Origin of the sequence: Variovorax multivorans, from assembly GCF_051216835.1 — a bacterium.
Classification (GTDB): Bacteria; Pseudomonadota; Gammaproteobacteria; order Burkholderiales; family Burkholderiaceae_C; genus Variovorax.
In genome coordinates this window covers 99,570-111,496 of record NZ_JBPJZL010000017.1, presented here as the reverse complement: position 1 = coordinate 111,496, position 11,927 = coordinate 99,570, and the positions used below count along the sequence as shown (strand labels likewise).

General features: G+C 69.9%; 10 protein-coding genes. 4 read left to right on the top strand and 6 right to left on the bottom strand.

Annotated elements, in window-relative coordinates:
- Nucleotides 1-14: 14 nt before the first annotated feature.
- The 6 genes from ACSFCA_RS31520 to ACSFCA_RS31495 all read right to left on the bottom strand — a co-directional run bounded on the left by ACSFCA_RS31520 (nucleotide 15) and on the right by ACSFCA_RS31495 (nucleotide 5,097).
- Entirely contained in the window at nucleotides 15-1,001 is a 987-nt protein-coding gene (locus tag ACSFCA_RS31520; RefSeq protein ID WP_435462256.1) for an FAD binding domain-containing protein, read from the bottom strand.
- Entirely contained in the window at nucleotides 998-1,642 is a 645-nt protein-coding gene (gene paoA, locus ACSFCA_RS31515; RefSeq protein ID WP_435462255.1) for an aldehyde dehydrogenase iron-sulfur subunit PaoA, read from the bottom strand. The genes ACSFCA_RS31520 and paoA overlap by 4 nt, the downstream gene beginning before the upstream one ends.
- A 25-nt stretch (nucleotides 1,643-1,667) precedes the next feature.
- A complete protein-coding gene (locus ACSFCA_RS31510) occupies nucleotides 1,668-2,015 on the bottom strand; it encodes a DUF4148 domain-containing protein (RefSeq protein ID WP_258351390.1) in 348 nt (115 codons plus the stop codon).
- Nucleotides 2,016-2,127: 112 nt separating this feature from the next.
- A complete protein-coding gene (locus tag ACSFCA_RS31505) occupies nucleotides 2,128-3,513 on the bottom strand; it encodes a sensor histidine kinase (protein WP_435462254.1) in 1,386 nt (461 codons plus the stop codon).
- On the bottom strand, nucleotides 3,510-4,169 hold the full coding sequence (locus ACSFCA_RS31500) for a response regulator (protein ID WP_258351392.1): 660 nt from the start codon (nucleotides 4,167-4,169) through the stop codon (nucleotides 3,510-3,512). Before ACSFCA_RS31500 ends, ACSFCA_RS31505 begins: the two co-directional genes overlap by 4 nt.
- Nucleotides 4,170-4,254: 85 nt before the next feature.
- Entirely contained in the window at nucleotides 4,255-5,097 is an 843-nt protein-coding gene (locus tag ACSFCA_RS31495) for a creatininase family protein (protein ID WP_435462253.1), read from the bottom strand.
- A gap of 291 nt (nucleotides 5,098-5,388) precedes the next feature.
- Between ACSFCA_RS31495 and pgaA the strand changes: the two genes are divergently transcribed.
- The 4 genes from pgaA to pgaD are packed head-to-tail and all read left to right on the top strand — an operon-like array spanning nucleotide 5,389 to nucleotide 11,849.
- Nucleotides 5,389-7,971, top strand: coding sequence for a poly-beta-1,6 N-acetyl-D-glucosamine export porin PgaA (gene pgaA, locus ACSFCA_RS31490; protein ID WP_435462252.1), 2,583 nt, complete (start codon nucleotides 5,389-5,391; stop codon nucleotides 7,969-7,971).
- Nucleotides 7,971-10,013 carry a poly-beta-1,6-N-acetyl-D-glucosamine N-deacetylase PgaB gene (gene pgaB / locus ACSFCA_RS31485; protein WP_435462251.1) on the top strand — a complete coding sequence of 681 codons (2,043 nt, stop codon included), beginning with the start codon at nucleotides 7,971-7,973 and terminating at the stop codon, nucleotides 10,011-10,013. Before pgaA ends, pgaB begins: the two co-directional genes overlap by 1 nt.
- On the top strand, nucleotides 10,010-11,287 hold the full coding sequence (gene pgaC / locus ACSFCA_RS31480; protein ID WP_093057234.1) for a poly-beta-1,6-N-acetyl-D-glucosamine synthase: 1,278 nt from the start codon (nucleotides 10,010-10,012) through the stop codon (nucleotides 11,285-11,287). The genes pgaB and pgaC overlap by 4 nt, the downstream gene beginning before the upstream one ends.
- Entirely contained in the window at nucleotides 11,277-11,849 is a 573-nt protein-coding gene (gene pgaD / locus ACSFCA_RS31475) for a poly-beta-1,6-N-acetyl-D-glucosamine biosynthesis protein PgaD (protein ID WP_258351397.1), read from the top strand. Before pgaC ends, pgaD begins: the two co-directional genes overlap by 11 nt.
- The last annotated feature ends 78 nt before the right edge of the window (nucleotides 11,850-11,927 follow it).

Sequence of the window (11,927 nt, the reverse complement as noted above, 5' to 3'; positions counted from 1 at the left end):
GGTGCCTGCTCCCTTCAGGTTGTTTCGATCGCCTGCGCCAGCGTGGCGTGCAGGGTGCGGCGCAACAGCGGAATCTTGAAATCGTTGTGCCCATGGCCGCGCGCATCGGCCAGCAGCAGGTCGGCAACCGCATCGCTTGCCTGCGCGCCGCCGTCGGTGCCTATCAATCGCCGCTCGGCTTCCTCATTGCGCCACGGCTTCGCGGCCAGGCCGCCGAAGGCCAGGCGTGCGGCGGTCACCGTGCGGCCCTCGCGCACCACCACGGCCGCGACCGAGACCAGCGCGAAGGCATAAGACGCGCGGTCGCGCACCTTGCGGTAGAGCTGCACGCCGCCCAGCGGTGGCGGCAGGGTCACTCCGGTGATCAGCTCGTCCGGTGCCAGCACGGTCTCGACCTCCGGCGTGCTGCCCGGCAGGCGATGCAGTTCAGCGATGGGTATGCGGCGCACGGTGCCACTGGCCGACACGGTCTCCACCTGCGCGTCGAGCGCGCGCAGCGCCACAGCCATGTCGGACGAATGCACCGAGATGCACTGCGCGCTCGCGCCGAGGATCGCGTGGATGCGGTTGAAGCCTTCCATGGCCGCACAGCCACTGCCCGGCGTGCGCTTGTTGCAGGGCTTGGTCGTGTCGTAGAAGTAGAAGCAGCGCGTGCGCTGCAGCAGGTTGCCGGCCGTGGTCGCCTTGTTGCGCAACTGCGCGCTGGCACCGGACAGCAATGCGCGCGACAGCAGCGGATGGCCGCGCCGCACGCGCGCATCGGCGGCGAGGTCGCTGTTGCGCACCAGCGCGCCGATCTTCAGCCCGCCGTCGGGCATGGCTTCGATGCGGTCGAGCCCCAGGCGATTGACGTCGATCAGGTGCGTGGGCTGCTCGATGTCGAGCTTCATCAGGTCCAGCAGGTTGGTGCCGCCCGCGATGAAGCGCGCGCCCGGATGCTGCTGCATCGACAGCGCCGCGGCCGCCGGCGTCGACACGCGTTCGAAGGTGAAGGCTCTCATGTCCGTGCTCCCGCTACCTCGCGGATGGCCGCGATGATGTTCGGATAGCCCGCACAGCGACAGATGTTGCCGCTCATGCGCTCGCGCATTTCCTCGCTGCTGAAGACCGTGGGCGCCGCGAGATCCCGTGTGACATGGCTCGGCATGCCGCCGCGCATCTCGCCAAGCATGCCTACCGCCGAACAGATCTGGCCCGGCGTGCAGTAGCCGCACTGGTAGCCGTCGTGCTTGACGAAGGCAGCCTGCATCGGGTGCAGCTTCTTCGGCTCGCCCAGGCCCTCGATGGTCGTCACCTCGTCGCCCTCGTGCAGCACCGCCAGCGTGAGGCAGCTGTTGATGCGCCGCCCGTTGACCAGCACCGTGCAGGCGCCGCACTGGCCGTGGTCGCAGCCTTTCTTGGAGCCTGTGAGGTGCAGCTGCTCGCGCAGCAGGTCGAGCAGCGTGACGCGTGGGTCGATGGAGAGGGCATGCAGTTGGCCGTTGATGCGCAAGCTCACATCCGTTGTCGGGCCCTGCACGGCGGCGTCATGCGTCACCGGCTCGGCCTCCACCGCCAGCGGCAACGCGGCAGCCGCCACACCGGCCGCGCCGGTCACCAGCACCGTGCGGCGGGTGTAGCCGTCTGGGGTTTCGGGATTCATCGTGGGTTCCCCCAGTGTTTTTGCTTCAGAGTCGGCTGTCGTTCACGGCGCTTGCGGCCGACCGCGCGGGCGGCATCGTGGAGATGACGACGCTGTTGACGCGCGAGCCGCTGGTCACGTTCTGGTCGGGCGCATTGGCGGCCGCCACCGCGACCTGGCGCATGGCCTCGCGCGAGACGGTGGAGGTGAAGGGATCGGGCCCGCGCGAGCCGCGTGTCACGTTCTGGTCGGGGGCGTGGGCCGTGGCCACGGCCTGGGCCGCCACGTCATCGCGCGCGAGCAGGCCGGGGCCCTGGTGCACGCCGTCGTAGCTTTCTGCATGGGCTGCACCGGCCAGGGTCAGGATGGCCAGGAGGCCGAGGGTCTTTCGCATGTGAACTCCTTTTGAAGACTGGGTTGGCGCCTTGCGGCGCGACCGCTTTCGCGGCTGGAGTCACTGTAGGAAGCCCGCTTTATGCGACCTTTAAGCGAGAGTTACCTGAGCGTTAAGCCGCGCTGTGATCGCGCAGGTGGACGCGCGCCTGCAGCCCCGCAGGCCGGCCCTGCGCGTCATGGCGGTTGGCCAGCACGATGCTCAGGCCGTTGCGCAGCGCGGCCATGCGCGCGATGGCAAGGCCCAGGCCGCTGCCTTCGGTCGGGTTGCCCGGCACCCGGAAGAAACGGTCGAAGGCGCGGTCGATCAGCTCGGGCGGAATGCCCGGCCCGTTGTCCAGCACATCGACCACCGGCCGCCCTTCCACCTCGTGCAGCCGCACGTCGACCACACCGCCCTCGGGCGAATGGCGCAACGCGTTGTCGATCAGGTTGTCGAAGACGCTGCGCAGCTCGGCCGGGGGCGCGGTCACCGTCGCGGAGGTCTCGCCCTCGAAGCCGATGTCGATGCGGCGGCGGTCGGCCACGACCATCAGCTGGGCCACGCTGTCGCGCAGCACCGAGGCCACATCGAGCGATACCGGCGCCTCGGGCTCGGTGCTGCTTTCCTGGCGCGACAGGCGCAGCAGCTGCTCGATCAGGTGCTGGGCACGCGTCACGCCGCCCTTGAGGTGCGTGTAGTGCTCGGCGATGCTCTCGGCCGGCACTTCGGCGCGCATGTTGTCCAGCTGCAGGCCGATGGCGGCGATGGGCGTGCGCAGCTCGTGCGCGGCGTCCTGCACGAATCGGCGCTGCGCGGCAAAGGCCTGGCGCAGCCGCCCGAGCAGGCTGTTGAAGGCCTCCACCAGCGGCGCGATCTCGTCGGGCACGCGCGACACCGACAGCTCCGACAGGCTGCGCTCGTCCTGCGCCGCGACGTCGAGCACCACGCTGCGCAGCTTGCGCGACGAGGCCCACACCACCAGCCACAGCACGGCCAGCGACAGGGGCAGCAGCAGCGCGATGGGCGCCGTCGAGGACAGCGCCCGCTTGGCCACCAGCCGGCGCACGAAGCCGCCGTTCTGGATCACCTGCACCTGGAAGCGGTCGGCGTCGGCCACCGGCGCAGTGGAATAGATGCGCCAAACACCGTCGTCGCCGGCGCCCATGCGCACGGTGCTCAGTCCCTCCGCCGGCTGGCGGGCCACGGCCAGCGCGGGCCATGAACTGACCAGCAGCTCGCCCCGCCCGTTCCAGATCTGGATGACGAAGGCGCCGCGACCGAAGATGCTGCGTTCGTCCGCTGGCCTGAGTTCGGGCACGGCCACGTTGCTGGCGTAGGAGTCGGCCAGCATCTGCATCTGGTCGTCCTTGAAGGTGACGATGAGCCTGTCGTAGCTGGCATAGGTGAACCACGCGACGCCAGCCGCAGCAAGAAGATGCACCACCACCAGCCACATCAGCAGCTTGTTGCGCAGCGAACTCGGCGAGTACCAGGGCCGGCCTGCTGCAGTGCTCATGAATCCACCACGCGCCAGCCCAGCCCGCGCACGTTGCGGATGGTGTCGGCACCGAGCTTGCGCCGCATGTTGTGGATGATCACGTCGACCGCGTTGCTCATCACTTCCTCGCCCCATCCGTAGATGCGGTTCTCCAACTGCTCGCGCGACAGGATGGCGCCCGGGCGCTCGAGCATGGCGTGCATCAGCGCGAACTCGCGGGCCGAGAGCGTTTCGCGCGTGCCCTGGTAGAGCACCTCGCGCGTGGTGAGGTCGAGTTGCACCTTGCCGCTGCCGATGATGGAGTTGGAGGCGCCATGGCGCCGCCGCACCACCGCGCGCATGCGCGCCAGCAGCTCGGGCAGCTCGAAGGGCTTGAGCAGGTAGTCGTCGGCGCCGAGGTCGAGCCCCTCCACGCGCTGGCCGAGGCCGTCGCGCGCGGTGAGGATCAGGATGGGCGTGTCGTTCTTCAGGCCGCGCGCGTGGCGCAGCACCTCGATGCCGTCCATTCCGGGCAGGCCCAGGTCCAGCAGCACGCAGGTGTAGTCGCCATCGGCCAGTGCGCTGCGCGCGAGCAGGCCGTCGCGCACCCAGTCCACCGCCCAGCCCGATCGCTCGAGGCCGCGGACCAGGCTCTTCCCGATCATTTCGTCGTCTTCGACAAGCAGCACGCGCACGCCGTCTCCCGTTGTTTGGTTGGTGCGCCGCGAAGGTAGCGCAGAACCGTTAGGTCAACGTTAACGCCGCGGGGGCGCCATCAACTCAGGGCAGCGGGCCGGTGTTGGCCGTGCCCAGCGGCAGCCGCGACACCTCCGCCAGCAGCAGCGCCAGTTGCCGCGCTGCCGCATCGATCACCGCCTGGCCATGCTCTGCCGTGGCCGCAGCCGCGTTGCCGGCGGCGCCATGGGCGTTGTAGTCCTCCATGGCCCAGCCGAGCTTGGCGCTCTTGCCGTTGCCAAGGATGGCGTAGTCGGCCGCGCGCTGCTCGGAGGTCGAGCGGAAGTCCTGCGCCTGGCCCATACGCACGAGTTGCGGCGTCAGCGCCAGCATCATCGAAGTCTCGATCTCGCCCGCATGCACGCCGAAGCGGTGCTCCTGCGCGCTGAACTGCGCGCCTGCGTCGCCCAGCGGCAGGTTGAACCAGCTCACGCTGTAGACGATGAGCCCGTGCGCCGCGCGCAGCTCGCGCGCCACGATGTCCATCGCGCCCACATGGCCGCCGTGCGCATTGAACAGCACCAGCTTCTTCACGCCCGCGCGCGCCACGCCCGCGCCGATCTCGTTCCACAGGCGGATCAAGGTCTCGGCCGACAGCGTGAGCGTGCCCGCGAAGCGCGCGTGCTCGGGGCTCAGGCCAATCTGCTGGGTCGGCAGGAAGAGCACCGGCAGCTCGGCCGGCAGCAGGGGCAGCGACGCGGCGACGATGCCGTCTGCCAGCACCGTGTCCACGCCCAGCGGCAGGTGCGGGCCGTGCTGCTCGGTTGCGCCCAGCGGCAGCACCGCGACGGTGGTCGCCGCATCGAGCGCCGCGAAGTCGCGCGTGGTGAGGTGGGACCAGAAGCGGGGGAGTAGCAAAGGCGAAGAGGCCTGGGTAACAGCGTTCATCGTGCGATCTTAGGCCGGTCGCGAGCCTGCATCGATGGCTTCCGGACCACAAAAGTAAACGACGGGGATGCCAAAAACGCGAATCTGTTCACACATACAACCAGTTCGTGACACTTTGGTTTGCCATTGTTAATGATCCTCTCTAGAGTGATTCCCAAGTGAGTTTTTAAGGTTGCCGGCCTGTCACATACGCCGGCGGCCCGGTTTTCGCTGCGGCTTCGGTCGCCGGAAACCGCTGTCCGAATTCAAGGGAGCAGAGTGTTCATCCAGAAAAAAGCTGGAGGCACGGTCATGGCCGGGCGCAAAGCTGCGCTCGCCTGCTCGTTGTCTCATCGCCTTGCATATGCATCACAAGGATTTCCACCTCTAGCAGCCTGCGCACTGGCCCTCGTCACGCCCGCAGTGCTGGCGCAGCCGTCTGCCGCTATCGCCGCCACGACCTACGACGTCCGGCAGCACGACGCGCTGATCGTCGCGCAGCGCGAAGGCCGCATTACCGCGGCCCAGGCGCTCCAGCAATTGAAGGCCTGGCTCGCGGCGCCCATCGGCGACGACGCCCGCCAGCGCGTGGCTTCCGATGCCATCGCGATCGCCGCCGCCGATGGCCAGTTCGCCGAAGCCGTGGCGCTGGGCCGCCAGCTCGCACCGTCGAAGCTGAGCGACTACGCCCTGGGCCCGCTCGCGCTGGCCGCGCGGCGCACCCATCAGCTCGCCCTGCAGGGCGAGGCCGTAGCTGTCTGGCGCGCCCGGCAACCCGAGGCGCGCGAACCGCGCCTGCACGAAGCCTGGTGGCGCATCGACAGCGGCGACGTCGCGGGCGCGCAGGCGCTGTACCGCGCGCTGTCGCAGCCGGCGCCCATGCAGATCGAAGACCGCGTCGCGCTGCTGGAGCTGCGTGCCGCCCTGGCGCGCGCCGCGAAAAACCCGCTGCAGGCGCTCGCTGCCTACACCGAGGCTGGCGCACTGCGGCCCGAACGCCGCGACATCCGCCGCGAGGCCGATTTCCTGCTCGCGAGCGCCGGCGCCGCATCGAGCGCCTTCGAAGACGCAGAGGCGGCGGAGCGCACCGCGCCGGGCAGCTTCTCGCCGCTGGCGCTCTCCACGCTGCAGCAGGAGGCGTTGGCACAGCGGCTGCGCTGGGCGATCCAGGCGCGCGACCAGCGCCTGGGCTCGGAGCGCCTCGTCGCGCTCGACCGCGTGCTCGCCGACCAGGAAGCCGCGCTCGCGCGGGTCGATGCCGCGGCCCTGCAAGCTGACGCCAGCGATGCCGATGCATGGTGCACCGTGCGCGTGCGCCTGCTGTCCGATCGCCTGCTGGCGCTGGTCGAAAGCGGCCGCCCGACCGACGCCATCGCGCTCTACGACACGGCGCGTGCCACTGGCATGGAGCTGCCCTTCTACGGTCTCGGGGCCGCGGCACGCGCCCTCGCGCAGGAGCGCCGCTCGGCCGAGGCCGTGCCGATCTACGAGGCGGCCGTGGCACGCGGCGGCGCCGACCTGCCGACGCCCGATCCGCTCTACTTCGGCCTGCTCTACGCCTACCAGGACACCGGCCGCTTCGAGGACGCCGAGGCGCTGCTGCAGCGGCTGGAGCACGGCACGCCCGCCCTGCTGCGCCTCACGCCCGAAGCCGGCCGCCCCAACGGCGAGTACACCGACGTGAGCGGCCTGCGCGGCCTGACGCAGCTCTACACCGATCGGCCGGCACTCGCGCAGCAAAGCTTCTCGGTGCTGACGCGCGAAGCGCCGCTCAACCCGGGCTATGCCTACGGCGCGGCCCTCACCGAGCGCCTGCGCGAACACCCTGAAGCCGCGCTCGCGCGCTTCGAGGCGCTGGCGGCCGACTCGCCCTACGACATCGGCGCGCGCACCGGCCATGTCGAGGCCCTGCTCGATGCCGGCGAATTCGCCGAAGCCCGCCAGCGCGCCGAATCGCTCGCGGCCGACCTGCCGGACTCGGTGCAAGTGCGCGACATGGAGCGCAAGCGCCGCGCCCAGGTCGGCCCGCGGCTCGACGTGGACGCCGAAGCCTCCTCCGGCGGCGCGGCCATCGCCAGCCGCGAGTGGCGCATCGACAGCCGGCTCAGCTCCGGCCTCATCGACGACCAGTGGCGCGTGTTCTACGACCAGTCGCTGGGCCGCGGCGTCACCGACATCGGCAACGCGAACTGGGCGCGCGGCGGCCTCGGCCTGGGCTGGCAGCGCGGCCGCTGGCTGGCCGAAGGCGCGCTGCAGCACGCCAACAGCGGCCCCTACCGCAACAGCGTGGCCGGCCGGCTCGACTACCGCGCGGGCGACGCGTGGCGGCTGTCGGCCACCTACGACGGCGACAGCAAGGAGCTGCCATGGAAGGCGCGCGTGGCCGGCATCGGCGCGCGCGAAACCGGCGCGAGCGTGGGCTATGTGGTGAACGAGTCGCGCCGCTTCGACCTGAAATGGCAGCAGCTGGACTTCAGCGACGGCAACCTGCGCAACGGCTTCGACATCGGCTGGAGCGAACGGTGGATCAGCACGCCGCGCTTCCAGCTCGAGACGAAGCTCGCTGCCGACGCGAGCCGCGGCCGCGCCATCGACACCACGCCCTACTTCAACCCCTCGAGCGACAGCAGCGTGCAACTCAGCGTGCGCGCGCAATGGCTCAACTGGAAGAGCGACGACCGCCAGTTCTTCCAGGCCGTGGAGCTTGGCGGTGGCAGCTACCGGCAGGCCGGCTTCGGCAGCGGACCGATGTGGAACCTGCGCTACGAGCATCGCTGGAACCTCGGGCCGAAGCTCGCGCTGCGCTACGGCCTGAGCATTTCCGGCCATCCCTACGACGGCGTGCGCGAACGACAGCGCGGCGTCTTCCTGAACCTCTCGACGCCCCTGCCGTGATGCGAAGAACGACAAAGAACCCTTTCACATTCCTGCGCGCGGCCCTCTCGTGGCTGCTGCTGTCTCTGTCGCTCGCCGCCACGGCGCAGCCGCTGCCGAGCGCCGACCCCGACGACGGCCTGAGCTTTCGCGTGATCTCCTTCCACGACGTGCGCACCAACGTGCGTGCGAGCTTCGAGACCTCACCCGACGAGACTGCCGTGGACGAGCGCACCTTCGCCGAAGTGTTCGCCTGGCTGCAATACAACGGCTACCACCCGGTGAGCCTGCAGCAGATCGTCGACGCGCGCGCCGGCGGCAAGCCGCTGCCGCCCAGGGCAGTGCTGCTGACCTTCGACGACGGCTACCGCAGCGCCTACACCAAGGTGTTTCCACTGCTCAAGCGCTACAACTACCCTGCGCTGATGGCGCTGGTGACGAGCTGGCTCGAAGTGCCCCAAGGCCAGCAGGTGCACTGGGGCGACAAGCCCGCGCCGCGCGAAGACTTCCTGCTGTGGAGCGAAGCCGCCGAGATGGCGCGCTCGGGCCTCGTCGAGTTCGCGAGCCACAGCGACGCGATGCACACCGGCATCCTCGCCAACCCGCAGGGCAACATGCTGCCGGCCGCGGCCACGCACCGCTACGACCCGAAGACCGGCCGCTACGAGGACGACGCCGCCTACGCGCGGCGCATCGAGACCGACCTGCGCCGCAGCCGCGAGCTCATCGAGAAGCGCACCGGCGCGAAGGTGCGCTCCATGGTGTGGCCCTACGGCGCCTACAACGACGCAGCGCTGAAAGCCTCCGCGCGCGCGGGCATGCCCATCACATTCACGCTCGACGACGGCTCGAACACGCCCACCGTGCCGCTCACCCGAATCCGCCGAGCGCTCGCGGCCTATGACAACGAGGCGCCCGAATACGCGCAGCTGCTGCGCAGCCCCGTGGGCGGCGAGGTGCGCCCGGTCAACCGCGTGATGCACGTCGACCTCGACTACGTGTACGACCCCGACCCGGCCCAGCAGGAGCGCAACCTCTCGGCGCTGATCGACCGCGTGGCCGCCGTGCGCCCGCGCGCGGTGTTCCTGCAGGCCTATGCCGACCCCGACGGCGACGGCGTGGCCGACGCGCTGTACTTTCCAAACCGCCACCTGCCGATGCGCGCCGACCTGTTCGGCCGCGCCGCCTGGCAACTGCGCAGCCGCACCGGCGTGAAGGTCTACGCGTGGATGCCGGTAACGGCCTTCCGGCTGCCGGCCTCGAACCCGCTCGCCACGCACACGGTGACGACGCAGGGCGGCGTGATGCCGGCCGACCGCTACCACCGGCTCACGCCTTTCGACCCCGCGGTGCGCGCGCTGGTCGGCGACATCTACGAAGACCTGGGCAGCCACGCATTCTTCGAAGGCCTGCTGTTCCACGACGACGCGACCCTGTCCGACGACGAGGACGCGAGCCCCGCCGCGCTGGCCACCTATGCGCAGTGGGGCCTGCCGCCCGACGTGGCCGCGATCCGCGCGAACCCCGAGCTGATGGCGCGCTGGACCACCGCCAAGACCCGCTACCTGATCGCGTTCACGCAGGAGCTCGCCGCGCGCGTGGGCGCCTGGCGGCCCGCACTGGAAACCGCGCGCAACCTCTACGCCCGCCCGGTGCTGGAGCCGCAGGCCGAGCAGTGGTTCGCGCAGAACTACGAAGCCTCGCTCGCCGCCTACGACTACGTCGCGCTGATGGCGATGCCGCGCATGGAACGCGAGACCGATGCAGACGCGTGGCTGGGCCGGCTCGCACGTCGCGCCGCCGACACGCCGCGCGGCCTCGACGGCACGGTGTTCGAGCTGCAGGCGCGCGACTGGCGCACCGGCAAGCCCGTGCCCGACGCGGAGCTCGCGCGCCAGTGGACGCTGCTGCAGCGCGCCGGCGTGCGCCACCTGGGCTACTACCCCGACGACTTCCTCGACAACCAGCCATCGCTGGAGACCGTGCGCCGCGCGATCTCGGTGCGCACGCTGCTGCCGCGTGCATTGCGCGCGCAAGCCACGCCAGGAGAACGGTCGCCATGACCACCACACAGTTTCTCGCGCAGACGCTGCCCACGCTGCTGTTCGGCTTCGTCTTCTACTACCCGTTCTTCATGGCCTATGTGTGGATGGCGGGCGGCCTCTCGCATGCATGGGTGTTCGAGCGCAAGCGCGATGTCGACGTGAACCCGCTCACCCTGCTGCCCTCGCACCCGCTGGTCACGGTGGTGGTGCCCTGCTTCAACGAAGCACCGCACCTGCGCGAGGTGATCGAGCAGCTGATGCGCACGCGCTACCCGCACTACGAGGTCATTGCCGTGAACGACGGCAGCACCGACGGCACCGGCGAGCTGCTCGACGAGATGACGAAGGAGTACGGCCGCCTGCGCGTGATCCACAACGCCAGCAACCAGGGCAAGGCCGTCGGGCTCAACACCGCCTGCCAGCTCGCGCGCGGCGAATACATCCTGGGCATCGACGGCGACGCGCTGATCGACGAGGACGCCATTGCGTGGATGCTGCAGCCGATGCTGGCGTCGGAGCGCATCGGCGCGGTCACGGGCAACCCGCGCATCCGCACCCGCACCACGCTGCTGGGGCGCATGCAGGTGGGCGAGTTCTCTTCGATCATCGGGCTCATCAAGCGATCGCAGCAGCTGGTGGGCACGCTGTTCACGGTGTCGGGCGTGATTGCCATGTTCCGCCGCCGCGCCGTGCTGGAAGTGGGCTTCTGGAGCCCCGACGTGCTCACCGAGGACATCGACATGAGTTGGAAGCTCCAGCTGGGCGGCTGGCAGCTGCGCTTCGAGCCGCGCGCGCTGTGCTGGATTCTGATGCCCGAGACCTTGCGCGGTCTCTGGAAGCAGCGCCTGCGCTGGGCCGTCGGCGGCATCCAGACCATGCTGCGCTACACCTCGAAGATCCTGCGGCCGCGCCACTGGCGCATGTGGCTCATCTACTTCGAGTACATGACGAGCGTGGTCTGGGCCTATGCGATGGCCGGGGTGCTGCTCGTCAGCCTGGTGCGGCCGTTCCTGCCGGCCGACTCGTCGTGGCATTCGGCATTGCTGCCGCACTGGCAGGGCACGCTGCTGGCCATGACCTGCATCCTGCAGATGCTGCTGAGCCTGTGGATCGACCGCCGCTACGACCGCGACCTGATGCGCTATTTCGCTGGAACGATCTGGTATCCGATCGCTTTCTGGACCATCACGATGGCGAGCACCGTCGTCGCCCTTCCCAACGCCCTGATACGCCGCCGCGGCAAGCGCGCGGTGTGGACGAGCCCTGACCGAGGAGTTTCCGATGCACCTTGAGACCCATGCCCACAGCCGCCCGCACGACGACAAACCGCCGCCGAGCCGCCAGCGCTCCTGGGGGCAGCCCGCGGTGGACGAACCGATCATCGATGCCGCGCGCATCTCGCTGCGCGCGTTCGGCAGCGGCCGCTCGCCGCAACGCACGCTGGCCATGTACCTGTGGCTGCGCGTGCTGCGACCGGCCATCACCATCGCCATCTGGTTCTGCGCGGTCTGGTATGCGTGGCCCTATGTGCTTGGCGCGCGCTCGCAGCCCGAGGTGCTGCACCTGCTGGGCCTGTATGCGGTGGTGATCGGCGTGATCCTGGTGTCGATGCTGATGATGGCGCCGTGGCGCCGCCGTCAGCACCGGCGCGAGGCCCCGCCGGAGCAGGAGCAGTCGTCGCTGTTCGCGCTGGCTTCGTACATCGAGGTGCCGCCCGCGCGGCTGTCGGCCTGGCAGCGCACGCGGCAGCTGCTGGTGCACCACGACAACAACGGCCACCTGCGCGACGCCACCGACACCACGCCGGGCATGCTGGAGCCCGAGCCGCTGCAGCGCGCGGCCGCGCGGCGCTGAGGGTACAGCCGCGTCCGTGCAGGGGTTTCGCGGCGGTGCTTCAATCGCCGCCTCACACCACTCATCACGGCAAGGACT